Annotated in this window: 17 protein-coding genes; 12 read left to right on the top strand and 5 right to left on the bottom strand. The window is 61.3% G+C overall.

Annotated elements, in window-relative coordinates; translation table 11 throughout:
- Positions 1-21 precede the first annotated feature (21 nt).
- Both POF45_RS28260 and POF45_RS28265 read left to right on the top strand, forming a co-directional pair.
- On the top strand, positions 22-1,431 hold the full coding sequence (locus POF45_RS28260; RefSeq protein WP_259502439.1) for a serralysin family metalloprotease: 1,410 nt from the start codon (positions 22-24) through the stop codon (positions 1,429-1,431).
- 240 nt (positions 1,432-1,671) lie between these two features.
- Complete coding sequence (locus POF45_RS28265; RefSeq protein ID WP_259502440.1) at positions 1,672-2,037, top strand: DUF427 domain-containing protein; 366 nt, start codon at positions 1,672-1,674, stop codon at positions 2,035-2,037.
- A 111-nt stretch (positions 2,038-2,148) separates the two neighbouring features.
- Here the strand turns inward: POF45_RS28265 and POF45_RS28270 are convergent, their stop codons facing one another.
- Together POF45_RS28270 and POF45_RS28275 are read right to left on the bottom strand one after the other, a co-directional pair.
- Positions 2,149-3,771 carry an MFS transporter gene (locus POF45_RS28270; RefSeq protein WP_282317285.1) on the bottom strand — a complete coding sequence of 541 codons (1,623 nt, stop codon included), beginning with the start codon at positions 3,769-3,771 and terminating at the stop codon, positions 2,149-2,151.
- 203 nt (positions 3,772-3,974) lie between these two features.
- Entirely contained in the window at positions 3,975-5,624 is a 1,650-nt protein-coding gene (locus tag POF45_RS28275) for a GMC family oxidoreductase (protein ID WP_282317286.1), read from the bottom strand.
- Positions 5,625-5,749: 125 nt separating this feature from the next.
- Between POF45_RS28275 and POF45_RS28280 the strand changes: the two genes are divergently transcribed.
- Positions 5,750-6,646 carry a LysR family transcriptional regulator gene (locus tag POF45_RS28280; protein ID WP_259502443.1) on the top strand — a complete coding sequence of 299 codons (897 nt, stop codon included), beginning with the start codon at positions 5,750-5,752 and terminating at the stop codon, positions 6,644-6,646.
- A gap of 52 nt (positions 6,647-6,698) precedes the next feature.
- Here POF45_RS28280 and POF45_RS28285 read toward each other — a convergent pair whose 3' ends face one another.
- Genes POF45_RS28285 through POF45_RS28295 form a run of 3 tightly spaced genes read right to left on the bottom strand, consistent with a single transcriptional unit; the run spans position 6,699 to position 9,432 of the window.
- Entirely contained in the window at positions 6,699-7,814 is a 1,116-nt protein-coding gene (locus tag POF45_RS28285; protein ID WP_259502444.1) for a DNA alkylation repair protein, read from the bottom strand.
- A gap of 25 nt (positions 7,815-7,839) precedes the next feature.
- Positions 7,840-8,451 carry a glutathione S-transferase gene (locus POF45_RS28290; protein ID WP_282317287.1) on the bottom strand — a complete coding sequence of 204 codons (612 nt, stop codon included), beginning with the start codon at positions 8,449-8,451 and terminating at the stop codon, positions 7,840-7,842.
- A gap of 60 nt (positions 8,452-8,511) precedes the next feature.
- A complete protein-coding gene (locus POF45_RS28295) occupies positions 8,512-9,432 on the bottom strand; it encodes a MurR/RpiR family transcriptional regulator (RefSeq protein ID WP_259502446.1) in 921 nt (306 codons plus the stop codon).
- A 311-nt stretch (positions 9,433-9,743) separates the two neighbouring features.
- Here POF45_RS28295 and POF45_RS28300 point away from each other — a divergent pair, with 311 nt between their 5' ends.
- The 9 genes from POF45_RS28300 to POF45_RS28340 all read left to right on the top strand — a co-directional run bounded on the left by POF45_RS28300 (position 9,744) and on the right by POF45_RS28340 (position 21,141).
- The gene (locus POF45_RS28300) at positions 9,744-11,681 is read left to right on the top strand and encodes a bifunctional 5-dehydro-2-deoxygluconokinase/5-dehydro-2-deoxyphosphogluconate aldolase (protein WP_282317288.1); all 1,938 of its coding nucleotides are present in this window, start codon (positions 9,744-9,746) and stop codon (positions 11,679-11,681) included.
- Positions 11,682-11,853: 172 nt separating this feature from the next.
- Positions 11,854-12,747 (top strand): myo-inosose-2 dehydratase, encoded by an 894-nt coding sequence (gene iolE, locus POF45_RS28305; protein WP_259502448.1) that lies wholly within the window; start codon positions 11,854-11,856, stop codon positions 12,745-12,747.
- A complete protein-coding gene (gene iolB, locus POF45_RS28310; protein ID WP_259502449.1) occupies positions 12,744-13,553 on the top strand; it encodes a 5-deoxy-glucuronate isomerase in 810 nt (269 codons plus the stop codon). Before iolE ends, iolB begins: the two co-directional genes overlap by 4 nt.
- A gap of 30 nt (positions 13,554-13,583) precedes the next feature.
- Positions 13,584-15,086 carry a CoA-acylating methylmalonate-semialdehyde dehydrogenase gene (locus tag POF45_RS28315; RefSeq protein ID WP_259502450.1) on the top strand — a complete coding sequence of 501 codons (1,503 nt, stop codon included), beginning with the start codon at positions 13,584-13,586 and terminating at the stop codon, positions 15,084-15,086.
- Between the two features lie 25 nt (positions 15,087-15,111).
- Positions 15,112-15,933 carry a TIM barrel protein gene (locus POF45_RS28320; RefSeq protein WP_282317289.1) on the top strand — a complete coding sequence of 274 codons (822 nt, stop codon included), beginning with the start codon at positions 15,112-15,114 and terminating at the stop codon, positions 15,931-15,933.
- Between the two features lie 170 nt (positions 15,934-16,103).
- Positions 16,104-18,035: a 3D-(3,5/4)-trihydroxycyclohexane-1,2-dione acylhydrolase (decyclizing) gene (gene iolD, locus POF45_RS28325; protein ID WP_282317290.1), complete on the top strand. Its 1,932-nt coding sequence runs from the start codon at positions 16,104-16,106 to the stop codon at positions 18,033-18,035.
- A 39-nt stretch (positions 18,036-18,074) separates the two neighbouring features.
- A complete protein-coding gene (gene iolG, locus POF45_RS28330) occupies positions 18,075-19,085 on the top strand; it encodes a bifunctional inositol 2-dehydrogenase/D-chiro-inositol 1-dehydrogenase (protein ID WP_259502453.1) in 1,011 nt (336 codons plus the stop codon).
- Between the two features lie 78 nt (positions 19,086-19,163).
- The gene (locus POF45_RS28335) at positions 19,164-20,024 is read left to right on the top strand and encodes a sugar phosphate isomerase/epimerase family protein (protein ID WP_282317291.1); all 861 of its coding nucleotides are present in this window, start codon (positions 19,164-19,166) and stop codon (positions 20,022-20,024) included.
- Positions 20,025-20,091: 67 nt separating this feature from the next.
- The gene (locus POF45_RS28340; RefSeq protein ID WP_259502455.1) at positions 20,092-21,141 is read left to right on the top strand and encodes a Gfo/Idh/MocA family protein; all 1,050 of its coding nucleotides are present in this window, start codon (positions 20,092-20,094) and stop codon (positions 21,139-21,141) included.
- Positions 21,142-21,147 lie beyond the last annotated feature (6 nt).

Below are 21,147 nucleotides of genomic sequence, written 5' to 3' on the forward strand. Positions count from 1 at the left end.
CTTTGGAACAAGGACGTGAGCATGTCTCAAGCACTCTCCCAGACCAGTGACGCCTACACGAAAGTCGACACCTTCAGCCATTTGTACGACCGTGGCGGCAGCGCGCTGGTGAATGGCAAGCCATCGTTTACCGCCGATCAGGCGGCGGACCAGATCCTGCGCAAAGGCATGTCATGGCATGACAAGAATGGCGACAGCAAGATCGATCTCACTTACACCTTCCTGACCTCGAAGCCGTCGAACTACGACGCCAAGCTCGGCACCTTCAGCGAGTTCAGCGCCCAGCAGAAAGCCCAGGCGGTGCTGGCGATGCAGTCGTGGTCGGACGTGGCCAAGGTCACCTTCAGCGAAGGCAGCGGCGGCGACGGTCACATGACCTTCGGCAACTACAGCAACAACACCGGCGGTGCGGCGTTCGCCTATCTGCCACAAGGCAGCCAGTATGATGGCCAGTCCTGGTACATGATCAACGACCAATACCAGGTCAACAAAACCCCGGACATCAACAACTACGGTCGCCAGACCCTGACCCACGAAATCGGTCACACCCTGGGCCTGTCCCATCCGGGCGTGTACAACGCCGGCAATGGCAACCCGACCTACAACGACGTTACTTACGCCCAGGACACTCGTGGCTACAGCCTCATGAGCTACTGGAGCGAGAGCAATACCCAGCAGAACTTCAGCAAGGACGGCAGCGGCGCCTATGCCTCGGCACCGTTGCTGGATGACATCGCCGCCGTGCAGAAACTCTACGGTGCCAACCTTGAAACCCGTGCCAGCGACACCGTGTACGGCTTCAACTCCAACGCCGAACGCGACTTCTACAGCGCCACCTCCGCCGCGTCGAAAGTGGTGTTTTCGGTGTGGGACGGCGGCGGTAACGACACCCTGGATTTCTCCGGCTTCAACCAGAACCAGAAGATCAACCTCAACGAAGGTTCGTTCTCCGATGTCGGTGGCCTGGTCGGCAACGTGTCCATCGCCCACGGTGTGACCCTGGAAAACGCCATTGGCGGTTCGGGCAATGATTTGCTGATTGGCAACGCAGTCGCCAATGACCTGCAAGGCGGTGCCGGCAACGACATCATCTACGGTGCCGGCGGCGGTGATTCATTGTGGGGCGGTGCCGGAGCGGACACCTTTGTCTACGGCGCAGCCAGCGATTCGACCATGACCGCACCTGACTGGATCATGGATTTCACCACCGGCCAGGACAAGATCGACCTGTCGGGTATCGCTGGTTTTGCCACGGGCGCGGCCACGCTGAACTTCGTCAGCGGCTTCACCGGCCATGCCGGCGACGCGATCCTGACTTACTTTGCAGAAACCGATCAGACCAGCCTGATGGTCGACCTGACCGGTCACGGCGCGGTGGATTTTGCCGTCGGCATGGTGGGCCAGGCAGTGGCGAGCGATATCGTCGCGTGATGTGATTTGAGGTAAAGACCAAGAGATCGCGGCCAGCGACAGTTCCAGGCGGGTCGTATAACCGTAGGCGCTGCCGCCCGGCTGCGATCTTTTGTTTTTTAGAGGCGGGGCATCGCTTCCGTTCGGCTGCAAAGCCGACGCCCACACGAAACATGAGTTATACCTCAAAGTCTGCGGTCTCAGGTTTTGCGGCCGCTGTGCAGTGCATCGCGGGCAAGCCTTATGAGGAGAGCGCATTCCATGAACATCCCCGAACCCGGCCACCCCATCACCATCGCCCAGGAACCCGACTGTCTGCTGGTGAAGTTCCACGGCATTCAGGTGGCGGCGTCCTCACGCGCGCTGGTGCTGCTGGAAGCCAATTACCCGCCGGTGTATTACGTGCCGCGCGAGGACATCGACGAGCAGTACTACGCCCGCACCGATCACACCAGTTATTGCCCCTACAAGGGCGATGCGAGCTACTTCAGCTTGCAGATTCCGGGGCACGAAGGGGCCAATGCGGTATGGAGTTATGAGGAACCCAAGACGTCAGTGGAGCAAATACGCGGGCATGTGGCGTTTTATCCGAATCAGGTGACCTTTGAGGTCATCAAGGACGTTTGACCGAACTGTGGCGAGGGAGCTTGCCCCGGCGGGGCTGCGAAGCGGCCCTGGAAACGGGATTGCTGCTCAATCCCGCGGGAGCAAGCTCCCTCGCCACAAGTGGATATACCGTCAGTTTTTATCCAGGTCCACGTTCCGCGTCTCACGCAAACAGATCATCCCCACCACCAGGCTCACCCCGGTAATCACCACCGGATACCACAGCCCGTAGAAAATATCCCCGGTGTACACCACCAGCGCAAACGACACCGTCGGCAGGAACCCGCCGAACCAGCCGTTGCCGATGTGATAGGGCAGGGACATCGAGGTGTAGCGGATGCGTGTCGGGAACAGTTCGACCATCAGTGCCGCCAGCGGGCCGTAGCACATGGCTGAGATGATGATCAGCGCGACAATCAGCGCCACGATCATCGGCTTGTTGATCTGTTGCACATCCGCTTGCGACGGGTACCCGCCCAGCGTCACCGCGCCGCGCAGGGCCGATTCGTCATAGCCATCGATCTTCACGTCGCCGACACTCACCTGCACACCGCTGCCAGCCGGGGCTGCCGTACTGCTGTAGGGCAGGCCCTGCTTGACCAGGAACGTCTTGACCTTGTCACACGGGCTGTCGAAGCGTGCCTTGCCCACCGGGTCGAACTGGAAGGTGCAGGTGGCCGGGTCGGCCAACACGGTGATCGGCGCCTGACGGCTGGCCTGGTCGATGGCCGGGTTGGCGTAATGGGCCAGGGATTTGAAGATCGGGAAGTACAGGGCCGTGGCCAGCAGCAGGCCGATCATCAGTACCGGTTTGCGTCCGACCTTGTCCGACAGCCAGCCGAAGAAGATGAAGAATGGTGCGCCGATGATCACGCTGACAATCAGCAGGCTGTTGGCCAGCGCCGGGTCCATTTTCAGGAACTGGGTCAGGAAGAACAGCACGTAAAACTGCGCGGCATAGAAGGTCACTGCTTGTCCGGCGTTGATGCTGAACAGGGCGATCAGCACCACTTTGAGGTTTTCCCACTTACCGAAGGAGTCGCGGATCGGTTGCTTGCAGAGCTTGCCTTCCTCTTTCATTTTCACGAACGCGGGAGACTCGTGCAGGCTCAGGCGAATCCAGGTCGAGATGCCCAGCAACACGATGGAAAACAGGAACGGAATGCGCCAGCCCCAGACTTCGAACTGGTCACCGGTAAAATAGCGGCAGCCGAGCACCACCAGCAGCGACAGCAGCAGGCCGAGGGTCGCGGTGGATTGAATCCAGCTGGTGTGGAAGCCACGTTTGCCGATCGGTGCGTGTTCGGCCACGTAAGTCGCCGCGCCGCCGTATTCACCGCCCAACGCCAGGCCTTGCAGCATGCGCAACAGCACGAGAATGATCGGGGCGGCGATGCCGATGCTGGCGTAGGTCGGCAGCAAACCGACACAGAACGTCGCCAGGCCCATGAGAATGATGGTCGCCAGAAAGGTGTATTTGCGCCCGATCATGTCCCCCAACCGACCGAACACCAGCGCCCCGAACGGGCGCACGATAAACCCGGCGGCAAACGCCATGAGCGCGAAGATGAACGCCGTGGTGTCATTGACCCCGGCGAAGAACTGCTTGCTGATGACCGCCGCGAGGGCGCCGTAGAGAAAAAAGTCATACCACTCGAACACCGTCCCCAGGGACGAGGCGAAGATGACTTTTTGCGTGTCATGACGGATGCCGGCGCTGCGCGTCGTTTCCAGGGGCTGAACATGTTCCGACATAGCGATATCCCTTACAGTGATTGTTTTTGTTGTTCCACTGTCGGTGCCGGCCTGTCAGCTCAAGCGCTATCCTGTGGATCGAGCCTGCTCGCGAAAGTGGCGGCACATTCAACATCAATGCGCCTGATACACCGCTTTCGCGAGCAGGCTCGCCCCCACAGGGATTGCGTTGAACCGACGGGCCAGCGCCGCTGTTCCTTTGCTCAAGAGACGACGGTCAGTGCTTCTTCTTTCGCTGCAAAACGCCTCGTGGGTGCATCCAGGATCAACTGCGCCGCCTTCTCCGCAATCATCAGCGTAGGCGAACAGGTATTGCCCGAGGTAATACGCGGCATGATCGACGCATCAGCAACGCGCAAGCCGGGAACGCCATGCACCTTGAGCTGCGCATCGACCACCGCATCCGCATCGTTGCCCATCCGGCAGGTGCCCACCGGGTGGAAAATCGTCGTGCCGATGCGCGCGGCGGCTTCGTGCAATTGTTCTTCGCTTTGCAGGCTGTCGCCGGGCAGGTACTCCACCGGTTTGAACGCTTGCAGGGCCGGTGCGGCGACGATGCGCCGGGTCAGGCGAATGGCGTCTGCCGCGACGCGCAGGTCTTGCGGGTGGCTCAGATAGTTGGGCTGGATCAGCGGCGAGTCCTGTGGATCGGCGCTGCGAATGTCGATGCGGCCACGGCTTTGCGGACGCAGGTCGCAGACCGAGGCGGTGAAGGCGGGGAACGCGTGCAGCGGCTCGCCGAAACGCTCCAGCGACAGCGGCTGTACGTGGTATTCCAGATTGGCCGACGTCTGCTCCGGCCCCGAACGGGCAAAGGCGCCCAGCTGACTCGGCGCCATCGACAGCGGGCCGCTGCGGTCATACAGGTAACGCAGGCCCATGCCCATCTTGCCCCATAGACTGCCGGCGATCTGGTTCAGGGTGCGGGCGTTTTCCAGCGTGTAGATCAGCCGCAGTTGCAGGTGATCCTGCAAATTGCCGCCCACGCCGGGCAGTTCATGAGCGACGCCGATGCCAAGTTTTTCCAGCAGCGGGCGTGGGCCGATGCCGGAGCGTTGCAGGATGCCCGGCGAGCCGACGGAGCCGGCGCAGAGGACGATCTCCTTACGCGCCTTGAACGTCCTGACCTGGCCCTTCAAACGGGCATGCACGGCGCAGGCGCGGCCGTTTTCCAGCAGCACGCGGTCCACTTCAACGTCGGTCAATACGGTGAGATTGGCGCGCTGGCGGATCGGTTTGAGAAAGGCTTTGGCCGCATTCCAGCGCACCCCGGCCTTCTGGTTGACCTGGAAATAACCGCAGCCTTCGTTGTCGCCCTGATTGAAGTCGTCGATGCTGGCAATGCCGCTTTGTTCGGCGGCGTCGCGGAAGGCGTCGAGAATTGGCCACGACAGGCGCTGGCGTTCGATCCGCCATTCCCCGGAAGCGCCATGAAATTCGGAGTCGCCGGCAAAGTGGTTTTCGCTTTTTCGGAACAGCGGCAGCACGTCGTTCCAGGCCCAGCCGGGATTGCCCTCGGCCGCCCAGCCGTCGTAATCGCTGGCCTGACCGCGCATGTAGATCATGCCGTTGATCGAGGAACAGCCGCCCAGCACCTTGCCACGCGGGTAACTCAGGGCGCGGCCTTGCAGACCCGCTTGCGCTTCGGTCTTGAAGCACCAGTCGGTGCGCGGGTTGCCGATGCAGAACAGGTAGCCGACGGGGATGTGAATCCACGGGTAATTGTCGCGGCCACCGGCTTCGAGCAGCAGCACCCGGTGTTGCGGGTTGGCCGACAACCGATTGGCCAGCAAACATCCGGCCGGCCCGGCGCCGACCACGATGTAGTCGAACTCATCAAGGGCAGTGTCCATCCCTTACCTCATCATCTTGTTGTTCTTGTTGTCGGTCATCCTAGTTGTTAGCTTTCGTATAAAGAATGTTAGTTTTTGCGCAGCCGCTGTGCGTTTTTAAACAGCTTAGTCAACAAGGACGCGACATGTTCGACTGGAATGACCTGCGGTTTTTTCTCGAGTTGCAGCGCAGTGGCCGTCTGCTCACCGCCGCCCGCCGTTTGAACACCACTCACGCGACTGTCGCACGGCATATCGAGGCGATTGAAAAGAGCCTGGGCACCGCGTTGTTCGTCCAGCATGCCCAAGGCTACGAGCTGACGCCGGCCGGCGAAGCGTTGCTTAAACACGCCGAAGCCATGGAAAACGTCGCGCTGCTGGCCCAGGAGGAAATCACCCAGTCCACTGCGCCGCTGGGCAAAATCCGCGTCGGTGTGACCGAGGGCCTGGGCATCATGTTTCTCGCCAGTCGCATGAACGGCCTGTTCGAACGCTATCCGGGGCTGGAGGTGGAACTGGTCGCGGTGCCGCGCTTTGTCAGCATCCTCAACCGCGAGGCCGAGATCAGCATCCATCTGGAACGCCCGGCTGCCGACATGCTGGTCACCCGCAAACTCACCGACTATCGCCTGGCGCTGTACGCCAGCCAGGCCTACCTGGACCGCGCGCCACCGCTCGACAGCCGCGAAGACCTCGCTCGCCATGCCTGGATCGGTTACGTCGACGACTTGCTGTTCAGCCAGGAACTGATGTTCCTCAACAGCTTCTGCCGCAATCCGCGCGTGGTGTTTCACAGCACCAGCGTGATCGCCCAGCAACAGGCGGCGCGTTCGGGGCTGGGGATCGCGGTGTTGCCGTGCTACATGGCCGATGCGGACAAGGACCTGGTGCCATTGCTGCCGGATGAGAGCATTCAGCGCAGCTACTGGATCAGTACCCGGCGTGAGCTGCACAAGTCGGTACGGCTGCGGGTGTTGTGGGATTACGTGGTGGGGTTGTGTGAGGCGGAGCAGGGGTTGCTGCTAGGCCCTCATCCGTTGTAATAGAAAATCACCTGTGGCGAGGGGGCTTGCCCCTCGCCCCAGGGTTCTGCGATCAGACTTGATTTTCAGCGAGTATTTCGAATGAGCTACTGGCCAACCGTTCGCCATTGACCATGATGTGCACCGCATGCGCGCCCGCGTAATGCCGGCGTGTGGTCAGCTCCTTGATCTGCTGGCCTCGGCTGACAAATTCACTGGCGTGCCCCGGCAACGTCAACGCCTTGAGCTTGAACACCTTCGCCGACGTCCCGCCATTGGCCTTCACATAATCAATTGCATAATCGATCACTAGCCGCTGACTCGCCGCCACCGTGGATTTCACCGTGAACGACAGCGTGATCTTCTCCCCAAGCCGAATCACCGCCGGTTCCACCTTCACCCCGACAATCTCGACCTCGGCCTTGCCGCTGGCGCCGATGATCGCCAGCGCCCGCTGATTCCCCTGTTTGATCAAGCTGCGCAGCGCATGTTTGGCGATCCACGCCGTGTGTTTGTTGTCCAGTGACCAACCCTCGATCAGATCCAACACCCACTCGGGATGGTCCTTGGTGATGTCGTTGAGGTGGTTGGCCACGGACTTGCGCACATAAAGGCTTTCGTCGGCCTTGAGGTTGTCGAGGATCGCAGCCGCCAGTGTTGGATCCGCCTGAATCGCTTCCAGGCGAAACGACCACGGCAAACGCGGACGGCTGCCTTCGCTGGCCAGGCGGCGGACGTGCTCGTTGTCGTCCAGCGACCATTTACGCATCAGCTTCAATGAGCGCTGAAGATCGCTGCGCAGGAAATGCCGGATCGCAAACTCTGACGAGCCGAACGCGGTGAAATACTTGAGCGCGTCCATGGAACGCTCGAAGTCATGCGCGCCATACAGCGCCACGTACTGCGGCAGCGAAATGCTGACAAACGCGCTGTTCAGACGTGGGGCGAGGGCGCGCAGCACCTCAAGGGATTCTTCGTAGCCGAGCGGCAACACCGCCTGCAGGCTCTCGCTGACCCTGGCCATGCGCTGCATGATCGACAGGTCGGCGAGGCCGTTATTGGCCAGCTTCAGGAACGCCTTGGCATCGAACGCCGGGTAAACCGCCGTCATCTCGGTCGCAATGTGCTTGAGGCGTTCGGCGTTGAAGATCTCCTTCAACGCCGGGGCAGGAGTGTCAGCGGCGGTCATGGGGCGGGTCCGTGGGTGAGGGCGCTCAGGTTATCGGGGTAGCGATGAACGCCTCAAGCTTTTCCGCCTGTTCGGTGAACTCAGCGATTCGTGGGCAGCGTTTGGCATCGACTTGATCCGGCACCACCAGATTGGTGAAGCTCCAGGCCACCGCCACGGTAATGCCGTCCTGCGCTATCGAAGCGCCGCCCACGAGCGGCTGCTGTTCCAGCGCCTGTTCCAACGCCGAATACGCCGCCGCCAGTTGCCCCTCGACCCGCTCGATCCACGGCTGATATTGAATCTCCGCCGGCCGCAGGTTGCGCTCGTAGTAAAGCTGTACCGATTTTTCGCAGGCTGCCAAGGCCAGGCCGATCACCCGCAATGCACGCGCACGCTGCTTGAGGTCGTCGGGCATCAGGCTTTTGGCGGGGCCGGCCAGCGCTTCGAGGTAGTCGATGATCAGCGTTGAATCCATCAACACTTCACCGTCATCCAGCACCAGCGTCGGCGCCTTGACCACCGGGTTGATCTGCTGGAATTGCTCGAAGTGGCGAAACACCGAAACCGCGTCGTGTTGCAGGTCGATGCCCAGCTGTCTGGCGGAAATCGCCACACGCCGCACGTAAGGGGAGTCCAGCATGCCGATCAGTTTCATGACGCGTTCCTTCAAGTCGAATCGGGGAAGGGCATAACCTATCCGAGCCTGAAGAAATTGTCAGTCGTCGAAACCGACCTGTTCATGAATTTCATCCACTTTCAATTCCAGCCGATAGGCCACGGCAATGAACAGCGCCTGACACAAACACAACGTCGCACTCAACGAGCGAAACGCAAACGAGCTGCCTTCATTGACCAGCAACACCGTGCTGGCGCGCTTGGCCAGCGGCGAGAGGTTGCTGTCGGTGATGATCAGCGTCTTGGCCTGGTGGTGCTGGGCGATGCGCAGGCAGTGCTGGGTTTCCTTGCCATAGGGCGTGAAGCTGATGGCGATCACCAGGTCGTTGGCGCGCACGCTGCGCATCTGCTCGCGATAGCTACCACCCAGGCCAGAGACCAGGTGAATGCGTTTGTTGGTGTGTTGCAGGTTGTAAACCAGATAGTCCGCCACCGCGAACGAGCGGCGCACACCGACCACGTAGATGTTGTCGGCGTTGACCACCAGGTCCACGGCCTTGTCGAAAGCCGCATCGTCCAGTTCCAGCCCCAATCGTTCAATGCCCGACAGCGTGGCGTTGATGCATTCACGCGCCAGATCGCCGCCACTGGCCTTCTGCGACTTGTTGGCGATCATGCTGCGGATGCGTTGCTGGTAGTTCTGCACCGGCGTGGTCTTGTGCGTGTACGCCTCGCGAAACAGCGCCTGCATTTCGCTGAAACCGCTGAAACCGAAACGCTGGGAGAAACGCACGATGGCCGACGGATGCACTTCGCACTCGCGGGCGATGTCGCTGATGCGGTCGACCATGATCCGGTCGCTCTGCTGGCTCATGTAGCTGGCGATGCGTTTGAGCTGGCGCGGCAGGCTTTCGTATTCGTCGGTGATCAGCTGCAGTAAACGCTCGGCATTGATCGGTGGGCTCGGCAGGTCGCTCTCGGGCGTGCTCTCGGTCGTGGCCGGCTGATCGGTGCGGGACATAGAAAATCCTTCTGGCTTGTTCTTATAGGGACGACGGATGGGGCCGTCCCCTGACAATAAGTGGGCTGTGCGCAGTCTACAGGGTAGGCCGGAATAAAATCTTGAGCTTGCGCCCGGCATGGGCGTTGCTGAAACGATGCACTGCTTCTGGAGCGCTTGCACTGAAGTTTATTGGAAAAAATATTCCACGTAAAAAATTTATAGAATAAATATTGATTGTTCGGTCCTGCTCGTTTTAGTCTGCATTCACCAACAGTGTTCGGCGCCGTCATGGCCCCGGATGCAGGCTGATAAAAATAACAGGAGCCAGCATGGGCCAGACTCGTTTTGCCAGTGGGCGTCAATTGGATCTGATTTGCCTGGGGCGCCTTGGCGTCGATCTCTATGCGCAGCAAGTCGGGGCGCGATTGGAGGATGTGTCCAGTTTCGCCAAATACCTCGGTGGCTCGTCCGCCAACATCGCCTTTGGCACTGCGCGGCTGGGTCTGAAGTCGGCGATGCTGAGCCGGGTAGGCGATGACCACATGGGCCGTTTCCTGCTTGAGTCCCTGGCCCGTGAGGGCTGCGACGTCAGCGGCATCAAGGTCGATCCGGAGCGCCTGACCGCCATGGTCCTGCTGGGCCTCAAGGACCGCGAGACGTTCCCGCTGGTGTTCTACCGTGAAAATTGCGCCGACATGGCGCTGCGGGCCGAAGACATCAGCGAAGCCTTTATTGCCTCCAGCAAGGCACTGCTGATTACCGGCACCCATTTCTCCACCGACGGCGTGTACAAGGCGAGCATCCAGGCGCTGGACTACGCCGAAAAACACAACGTCAAACGCATTCTCGACATCGACTATCGCCCGGTACTGTGGGGGCTGGCGGGCAAGGCGGACGGCGAAACCCGTTTTGTCGCCGACCAGAACGTCAGCCAGCATGTGCAGAAAATCCTCCCGCGTTTTGACCTGATCGTCGGCACCGAAGAAGAGTTTCTGATTGCCGGCGGCGCCGAAGATCTGCTGACCGCACTGCGCAATGTGCGGCGCCTGAGCGCGGCGACGTTGGTGGTCAAGCTCGGCCCGCAAGGCTGCACGGTGATTCACGGGGTGATCCCGGTGCGTCTTGAAGACGGCGCGATCTACCCCGGCGTGCAAGTCGAGGTACTCAACGTGCTGGGCGCCGGCGATGCCTTCATGTCGGGCTTCCTCGCCGGGTGGCTGGAGGACGCCAGCGACGAACGCTGCTGCCAATTGGCCAATGCTTGCGGCGGCCTGGTGGTATCGCGCCATGCCTGTGCCCCGGCGATGCCGACCCGCGCCGAACTCGATTACCTGTTCAACAGCCCGGTGCCGATCACCCGTCCGGATCAGGACGCGACCCTGCAACGCCTGCATCAGGTCAGCGTGCCGCGCAAACAGTGGCGGCAGCTGTTCATCTTTGCCTTCGACCATCGCGGGCAATTGGTGGAACTGGCACAAAAGGGCGGTCGCGACCTGAGCGCCATCGGCGAACTCAAGCAACTGTTTATCAAGGCCGTGGAACGGGTCGAGGCCGATTTGCGCGAGCAGGGCGTCGACGCCGATGTCGGCCTGCTGGCCGATCAGCGCTTCGGCCAGGACTCGCTGAACGCCGCCACCGGTCGTGGCTGGTGGGTCGCGCGGCCGGTGGAAGTGCAAGGTTCGCGGCCCTTGGCGTTCGAACACGGGCGCTCCATCGGCAGCAACCTGATTGCCTGGCCGCAGGAGCAGATCATCAAGTGCCTGGTGCAATTTCACCCGGATGACGAGCCGATGCTGCGTCTGGAGCAGGAAGCCCAGATCAAGGGTTTGTATCAGGCTTCGCAAGTCAGCGGCCATGAACTGCTGCTGGAAATCATTCCACCCAAGGATCATCCCTCGACGCACCCGGACGTGCTCTATCGCGCACTGAAACGCCTCTACAACCTCGGTATTTACCCGGCGTGGTGGAAGATCGAAGCGCAGAGTAGCGAGGAATGGAAACGCCTGGATGAGCTGATTCAGGAACGCGATCCGTACTGCCGGGGCGTGGTGCTGCTGGGCCTGAATGCCCCGGCGGCAGCGTTGGCCGAGGGCTTTCAGCAAGCCAGTCAGAGCCGCACTTGCCGTGGTTTTGCCGTGGGCCGGACGATTTTCCAGGAACCGAGCCGGGCGTGGATGGCCGGGGAAATTGATGACAAGGCGTTGATTGCTCAGGTGCAGGGCACGTTTGTCGAGTTGATTGATGCCTGGCGCAGTGCTCGCGCCTGACAGCTATTGGTAGTTGCAATGGGATCAAGTGTGGGAGCTGGCTTGCCTGCGATGCAGGCAACTCGGTTTTTTCAGTTAGCCCGCGGTGATGCCATCGCAGGCAAGCCAGCTCCCACAGGAAAACCGACCACAGCGGTCTCAGGTTTATTTGAAAACAATAAAAGGTGCAGCCATGCCCGCTATCCGAATTGGCATCAACCCGATCTCCTGGAGCAACGACGACCTGCCGTCCCTTGGTGGCGAGACGCCGCTGAGTACCGCTTTGAGCGAAGGCAAGGACATCGGCTACGAAGGCTTCGAACTCAACGGAAAATTCCCCAAGGACGCCAAAGGCGTCGGTGATGTGCTGCGCCCCTATGACCTGGCGCTGGTCTCCGGCTGGTATTCCAGCCGTCTGGCCCGCCGCTCGGTCGCCGAGGAAATCGACGCCATCGGCAGCCATGTCGAACTGTTGGCGAAAAACGGCGCCACGGTGCTGGTGTACGGCGAAGTCGCCGATTCGATCCAGGGCCAGCGCATTCCATTGGTCGAACGTCCGCGATTCCACACTGAACAGGCCTGGCAGGCATACGCCGACAAACTCACCGAGCTTGCGCGCTTCACCCTGTCCCAGGGCGTACGACTGGCCTATCACCACCACATGGGCGCCTACGTCGAATCGCCCGCCGACATCGACAAGCTGATGGCGCTGACCGGCAGCGAAGTCGGCCTGCTGTTCGATTCGGGCCATTGCTACATGGGTGGCGGCGAACCGTTGCAGGTGCTGCGCAAACACATCGACCGCATCTGCCACGTGCACTTCAAGGACGTGCGCAAACCGGTGGTGCAACTGGCGCGCAACAACCTGTGGAGCTTCCCGGACTGCATCATCAACGGCACCTTCACCGTGCCCGGCGATGGCGACATCGATTTCGCCGCGCTGCTCGACGTCTTGCTGGCCAACGATTATCACGGCTGGCTGGTGGTCGAGGCCGAGCAGGATCCGGCGGTGGCGCCGAGCTATGTCTATGCGAAAAAGGGCTACGACACCCTGCGCGCCTTGCTCGACGAGAGGACCGCCCGATGAGCCTGCTAGTCAAAAGCCACGCCCGTGGCCGGACCATGGTCGAACTGGCCGAAGGTGAACTGCAATACGTCGGTTTTGCCGCTTACCGCTTGAGCCTCGGCGAAGTGCTGCCGGTCAGCGCCGGCGACAAGGAATTGTGCCTGGTGCTGCTCAGCGGCCGCATCAGCCTCAAGGGCGAAGCGCCGGGGCAGGGCGCGTTCGACTGGGACAACCTGGGTGACCGGCAGTCGGTGTTCGAAGACAAATCACCCTTCGCCGTCTACCTGCCACCCGGCAGCCAGGCGCAGGTCGTGGCCTTGAGCGATGTGCAGATTGCCGTCTGCGCCGCCCCCGGCGCGACCGCCGCCAACCTCGGCCCGCGCCTGATCAGGCCCGAAACCATGAAGCGCAGCGTACGCGGCAAGGGCGCCAACACCCGTTACGTCTGCGACATTCTGCCGGACACCGAACCCGCTCATTCGCTGCTGGTGGTGGAAGTGCGCACGCCGTCCGGGCACTCGTCGAGTTACCCGCCACACAAGCACGACACCGACGACCTGCCGCATCAGAGCTTTCTCGAAGAAACCTATTACCACCAGATCAATCCGCCCCAGGGCTTCATTTTCCAGCGGGTCTACACCGACGACCGCAGCATCGATCAGGCCATGGCCGTGGAAAACAGCGACCTGGTGGTGGTACCCAAGGGCTATCACCCGGTCAGCGTGCCGTACGGCTACGAGTCGTATTACCTGAACGTGATGGCCGGGCCCAAGCGCGTCTGGCAGTTCCACAACGATCCGCAGCACAGTTGGCTGCTCGATCTCTGAATTCGACCCTATGCATGGAGAACAAGAACAATGAGCGACGCCCCGATCATCGGCCATTACCTCGACGGCCGCGTGCGTGACACTGGCAGCGAACGGTTCAGCAATGTCTTCAACCCGGCCACCGGCAGCGTGCAGGCGCGGGTCGGGCTGGCCAGCCAGGCGACAGTGGACGAGGCGGTGGCCTCGGCGTTGAAGGCGTTCCCGGCCTGGTCCGAGCAATCGTCGCTGCGCCGCTCGCGGGTGATGTTCAAGTTCAAGGAATTGCTCGACCAGCATCACAACGAGCTGGCCGAGATCATCAGCCGTGAACACGGCAAGGTGTTCTCTGACGCCAAGGGCGAAGTCACCCGCGGCATCGAGATCGTCGAGTACGCCTGTGGCGCGCCCAACCTGCTGAAAACCGAATTCAGCGACAACATCGGCGGCGGCATCGACAACTGGAACCTGCGTCAGCCGCTGGGCGTCTGCGCCGGGGTCACGCCGTTCAACTTCCCGGTGATGGTGCCGCTGTGGATGATCCCGCTGGCGCTGGTCACCGGTAACTGCTTCATCCTCAAACCGTCCGAGCGTGATCCGTCGGCCAGTTTGCTCATGGCCCGTCTGCTGAGCGAAGCCGGGTTGCCAGACGGGGTGTTCAACGTGGTGCAGGGCGACAAGGCGGCAGTGGACGCATTGCTGCAGCACCCGGACATCGAAGCGATTTCCTTCGTGGGCTCGACGCCGATTGCCGAGTACATCCACCAGCAGGCTACTGCTCGCGGCAAGCGCGTGCAGGCGCTGGGCGGGGCGAAGAACCACATGATCGTCATGCCCGACGCAGACCTGGATCAAGCGGCCGACGCGCTGATCGGTGCGGCCTACGGCTCGGCCGGCGAGCGCTGCATGGCGATCTCGATTGCCGTGGCAGTGGGTGATGTGGGCGACAAGCTGATTGCCAAACTGCTGCCGCGTATCGATCAGCTCAAGGTTGGCAATGGCATGCAGAGCGACAGTGACATGGGCCCGCTGGTGACCGCCGAGCACAAGGCCAAGGTGCAAGGCTTTATCGATCAGGGCGTGGCGCAAGGTGCGCAGCTGATTGTCGATGGCCGTCATTTCACCGTGCCGGGCGCCGAGCAGGGCTTCTTTGTCGGCGCCACGCTGTTCGACAACGTCACTGCCGAGATGAGCATCTATCAGCAAGAGATTTTCGGCCCGGTGCTGGGCATCGTTCGCGTCGCCGATTTCGCCAGCGCCGTGGCGTTGATCAATGCCCACGAATTCGGCAACGGCGTGTCGTGTTTTACCAGCGACGGCGGCATTGCCCGTGCGTTTGCCCGCAGCATCAAGGTCGGCATGGTCGGCATTAACGTGCCGATCCCGGTGCCCATGGCCTGGCACTCGTTTGGCGGCTGGAAGCGCTCGTTGTTCGGCGACCACCACGCCTACGGTGAAGAAGGCATTCGCTTCTACAGCCGCTACAAAAGCGTGATGCAACGCTGGCCCGACAGCATTGCCAAGGGCCCTGAATTCAGCATGCCGACGGCCAAATAACTCACCTGTACGGAGAACAAAAACAATGAGCAAGCCCCTGCGTTTCGCCCTGAACCGTATGGTCGCCCCCCGTTTGTCGCTGCCAGCGTTCATCGACCTGGCCGTGGCGCTCAAGGCCGACGCCATCGAGATCCGCAATGACCTCAAAGGCGTCGAGATCGAAGACGGCACCGCGCCGCAGCGCGTGCGCGAATTGTGCGCGGCCAAAGGCATCGCCGTGCTGTCGATCAACGCCCTGTACCCCTTTGATGTGTGGAATGACGAGCGCCGGGCGCAAGCGCTGAAACTGGCGGCCTATGCCCGTGATTGCGGCGCGCAGGGGTTGGTGATGTGCCCGTTGAACGAACGCGGCGACCCGCGCAACGAAGCCGAACGTGCGTCGGGTTTGCGCACGGCATTGACTGAACTGGCGCCGATCCTGCGCGATCACGGCATCCTCGGTTTCATTGAGCCGCTGGGGTTTGAAGAGTGCTCGTTGCGCCGCAAACGTCCGGCGGTGGACGCGATCAAGGCGATTGGCGGGCTGGATGTATTCCGTCTGGTTCACGACACGTTTCACCATCACCTGGCCAGTGAGCATGAGTTCTTCCCCGAGCTGACCGGGCTGGTGCACATCTCCGGCGTCGAAGATGCCGAGGCGCCGCTGGCGAGCATCCGCGATGGCCACCGGGTGCTGGTGGGCGAGGGCGACATTCTTGGCAATGCGGCGCAGATCGAGACGTTGCTCAGCACCGGTTACAGCGGCTACCTGTCGTTCGAACCGTTTGCCGACAGCGTGCATGGGTTGGCGGACATCGAACAGGCGATCGGGGCGAGTATGGATCACCTGAAGAACGCTTTGGCCTGACACCGTTATCGAATTGATGGAGATCAACTGTGGGAGCGGGCTTGCCCGCGATGACGACGGCACATTCAATATCAATGTGTCAGGAGGATCGCAATCGCGGGCAAGCCCGCTCCCACGGTGATTGATGTTCACAGCCAACACCTGATTTGGCTTCAAAGGAAGGTGCAAGCATGACCACAACAAGACTGACCATGGCCCAGGCCCTGGTGAAATTCCTCGATAACCAGTACATCGAGGTCGATGGGGTTCAAAGCAAATTCGTCGCCGGGCTCTTCACTATTTTTGGCCACGGCAACGTGCTGGGTCTGGGCCAGGCGCTGGAACAGGACAGCGGCGACCTGATCGTCCACCAGGGCCGCAACGAGCAAGGCATGGCGCACGCGGCCATCGGTTTTGCCAAGCAACACCTGCGGCGCAAGATCTACGCCTGCTCTTCCTCGGTCGGACCCGGCGCGGCGAACATGCTCACGGCTGCCGCCACTGCCACGGCCAACCGCATTCCGCTGTTGCTGTTGCCTGGCGACGTCTACGCCTGCCGCCAACCCGACCCGGTATTGCAACAGATCGAACAGTTCCACGACCTGAGCATCAGCACCAACGATGCCTTCAAGGCCGTGAGCAAATACTGGGACCGCATCAACCGTCCCGAGCAGTTGATGACCGCCGCGATCCACGCCATGCGCGTGCTGACCGACCCCGCCGAGACCGGCGCCGTGACCCTGGCCTTGCCGCAAGACGTGCAGGCCGAGGCCTATGACTACCCCGATTATTTCCTGCAAAAACGCGTGCACCGCATCGAGCGGCGGCCGGCCACTGACGCCATGCTCGGCGATGCGCTGGCGCTGTTCAAAGGCAAGCGCAAGCCGCTGATCATTTGTGGTGGCGGGGTCAAATACTCTGGCGCCAACGCAGCGTTGCAGGCATTTGCCGAGCGCTTCGACATTCCTTTCGCCGAAACCCAGGCCGGCAAGAGCGCGGTGGTGTCCAGCCATCCGCTGAACGTCGGCGGCATTGGCGAAACCGGTTGTCTGGCGGCCAATCTGCTGGCCAGAGACGCGGACCTGATCATTGGAATCGGCACCCGCTACAGCGATTTCACTACGGCTTCGAAGTCCTTGTTCCAGCACCCCGAGGTGCAGTTTCTCAACCTGAATATCAGCCCCTGCGATGCCCTGAAACTCGACGGCGTGCAATTGCTGGCCGACGCGAAAACCGGTTTGCAGGCGCTCGCCGAAGCACTGGGCGATTACCGCGCCGCGTGGGGCGATCAACCCCGCCTGGCCAGGGCGCAGTTGGATGCCGAAGTCGACCGCATCTATCAGGCCGAATACCAGAGCGAGGACTTCGTTCCGGAAATCAACGACCACATGGACCCGGCCGTCCTGCGTGAATTCATCGAGCTGACCGGTTCCTGCCTGACCCAGAGCCGCGTGCTCGGCGTGCTCAATGAGACCCTGGCCGATGATGCGGTGATCGTTGCCGCCGCCGGCAGCCTGCCGGGTGATTTGCAACGCAGCTGGCGCAGCAAGGGCGTGAACACCTATCACGTCGAATACGGCTATTCGTGCATGGGCTACGAGGTGAATGCCGCACTCGGCGTGAAACTCGCCGAGCCTGAGCGCGAGGTCTATGCGCTGGTCGGCGATGGCTCGTACATGATGCTGCACTCGGAGCTGGCGACCTCGATTCAGGAGCGGCGCAAGATCAACGTGGTGCTGCTGGACAACATGACCTTCGGTTGCATCAACAACCTGCAAATGGAACACGGCATGGACAGCTTCGGCACCGAGTTCCGTTTCCGTAATCCGGAAACCGGCAAGCTCGATGGCGGTTTTGTGCCGGTGGACTTCGCGATGAGCGCGGCGGCCTATGGTTGCAAGACCTACAAAGTGAACACCGTTGAAGAGTTGCAGGCGGCGTTGGCCGATGCGCGCTTGCAGACGGTGTCGACGCTGATCGACATCAAGGTGCTGCCGAAAACCATGATTCACAAATACCTGTCGTGGTGGCGGGTCGGCGTGGCGCAAGTCTCCACCAGCGCCCGAACCGATGCGGTGGCCAAGACCCTGAACGAACGACTGGCCAAGGCCCGTCAGTACTGATTGCCCTGAAAACCAACAATCAATCTGGAGTCTCTCTTTATGTCATTGAAGCTAGGCGTCATCGGCACTGGGGCCATCGGCCAGGACCACATTCGTCGCTGCAGCCAGACCTTGCTCAACAGCCAGGTGGTGGCGGTCACCGACATCAATTTGCAGCAGGCCGCGAAAGTGGTTGCTGACCTGAAGCTGACCGCCGAGGTCTATCCGGACGGCCACGCGCTGATCAAGGCGGCGGATGTCGAGGCGATTCTGGTAACGTCCTGGGGCCCGAGCCATGAAGAGTTCGTGCTGGCCGCGATTGCCGCCGGCAAGCCGGTGTTCTGCGAAAAACCGCTGGCGGTCACTGCCGAAGGTTGCCGCCGGATCGTCGAGGCTGAAGTGGCCCATGGCAAGCGTCTGGTGCAGGTCGGTTTCATGCGCCCGTACGACCAAGGCTATCGCGCATTGAAAGCGGTGATCGACAGCGGCCAGATCGGCGAACCGCTGATGCTGCATTGCGCCCACCGTAACCCGACCGTGGGCGAAAACTACAAGACCGACATGGCCATCACCGACACCCTGATCCACGAACTGGATGTGCTGCGCTGGCTGCTGGCCGATGACTACGTCTCGGTGCAAGTGGTGTTCCCGCGCAAGTCCGGCAAGGCGCTGGCGCACCTGAAAGACCCGCAGATCGTGTTGCTGGAAACCGCCAAGGGCACACGCATCGACGTCGAGGTGTTCGTCAACTGCCAGTACGGCTATGACATCCAGTGCGAAGTGGTAGGGGAGACCGGCATCGCCAAACTTCCGGAACCGCAGCAAGTGCAAATGCGCAGCGGCGCCAAGCTGTCAAATGCGATCCTGATGGACTGGAAGGACCGGTTCATTGCCGCTTATGACGTCGAGTTGCAGGCGTTCATTGATGGCGTACGCGCAGGGCAGGTGGGTGGGCCGTCGGCGTGGGACGGGTTTGCGGCGGCGGTGGCGGCGGATGCGTGCATCGAGGCGCAGAACAACGGGCAGATCGTCAAAATCGCGTTGCCTGACCGCCCACACTTCTACGGCTAACGATGATTCCCTGTGGGAGCGAGCCCGCTCCCACAGTGGACGTGCGAAGGCTGAGAAATTGGTGAAGGAGTATCGAAAATGCGCATCGCACTAGACCCCTACATGTACCGCACCCTGTCGCTTGGCAAGATGGTCGACAAGGTGGCCGAGCTGGGCTACGAACACATCGAACTGTCCCCCCGCGAAGATTTCCTGCCGTTCTACAAGGCGCCGCGAGTCGACAAGGCGCGGATCAGGGAGTTTCGCAAAGCCCTGAGCGACACCGGGGTCAAGCTCTCCTCTTTATTACCCATGTACCACTGGGCCGCCGCCGACGAGAGCCTGCGGGTAGCGGCCGTGCGCAACTGGAAGCGAGCCATCCAGATTGCCGTGGAGATGGATTGCGAACTGGTGAACACCGAGTTCACCGGTCAGTCGGACAACCCGCTGGTCTGTGAGAACCAGTTCATGCGCTCCATGGACGAGCTGATGCCCGAGTTCGAGCGCGAGGGCATCAAGCTCGACATCCAGGCCCATCCTTATGATTTCTGCGAGCGCAACAACGAGTCGGTGGACATCATTCGCGGTCTGGATCGCGAATGGATCAACTATCTTTATGCCGCGCCGCACACGTTTTTCTATGACGACGGCGTGGGTGATATCGCCTCGATGCTCAAGTACGCCGGCTCGAAACTGACGCACCTGATCATCGCCGACACCTATAACCACAAGGCGTCCTCGGGGTTGCGCTACATCATCAACCCACCGGGTGTGGTCGCCACCGTGCATCAGCACCTGGACATCGGTCAGGGTGAGGTGGATTGGACGGCGTTTTTCGGCACGTTGCGCGAGATCGGGTTCGACGGCATCGCCACGGTGTCGGTGTTCGCGTGGGAAGACCGGCCGGACGCGTCCAACCGGATGATGCTTGAGCGAGTGACCCGCGAACTCTGCGGTTGAATCCTTGCACATGACCTGTGGGAGCGAGCCCGCTGCCACAGGGATCGCGTTCCATAAGGAGAATTTCATGCGTATCGGACTTGTCGGTTACGGCCATGGCGGCCGGTTTTTTCATGCACCGCTGCTCAGCAGTTTGCCCGGCGCAACTTTTGTCGGCGTGGTCACCCGTGACCCCGAGCGGCGCAAACTGCTGGCCGCCGAACACCCCGGCGTGCCGGCTTTCGACAGCATCGGCCAGCTGACGGAAGCGGGTGTCGATGTGCTGGTGATCTCCACGCCGCTCAAGGGCCGTCCGGCGCTGGTACTCGACGGCATCGAGCACGGGGTGGCGGTGGTCAGCGACAAGCCGTTCGCCGCCGATGAGCAACAGGCACAGACCCTGATCACCATGGCCGAACGCCAGGGCGTGCGGTTGAGCGTCTATCAGAACCGGCGCTGGGATTCGGATTTTCTCACGGTGCGCAAACTCATCGACTCCGGCGCACTGGGGCAGGTGACCCGCTTCGAATCCCGAGTTGAACGCTACTCGCCAAAGTCAGTGAACAACGGCAGTGGTGGCGGCTTTCTACGCGATTTGGGCAGTCATCTGGTGGACCAGGCGCTTCTATTATTCGGCCCGGTGACGCACGTCTATGCCGAGCTTGAGTACCAGGAAAAAGGCCAGGTCTTCGACAACGGCTTCTTCGTGTCCCTGACCCATGCCAACGGCGTGATTTCGCATTTGGGCGGCAGTTGCCTGCAAAGCGCCCCGGGTCCGCGGTTTCGGGTGACCGGTACCCAGGGCTGCTACAGCGTTGATGGCCTGGACGGTCAGGAGGCGCAGGCACTGGCCGGACTCTCGCCGAAAACCGAAGGCGAACGCTGGGGCGTGGAAGAGCATCGGCGCTGGGGCTGGTTCGAGCAGGGCGAGGTGCGCGAGCGAGTGCCCGCCGAGCGTGGGTGCTGGAATCAGTTCTATTCGCAGCTGCAAACCGCGTTACAGAGCGGTGGCCCACTGCCGGTGGAGGCCCGTGATGCACTGGCAACCACCCGTGTGCTGGACGCTGCGCGTCGCAGTTCGGAATGCCATCAGGTGGTGGAACTGGCACTGTTCGCGAGTCATGGAACAAAATCATAATAAAAT

It is taken from the genome of Pseudomonas fungipugnans, from assembly GCF_029955235.1.
Taxonomy (GTDB): Bacteria; Pseudomonadota; Gammaproteobacteria; order Pseudomonadales; family Pseudomonadaceae; genus Aquipseudomonas; species Aquipseudomonas fungipugnans.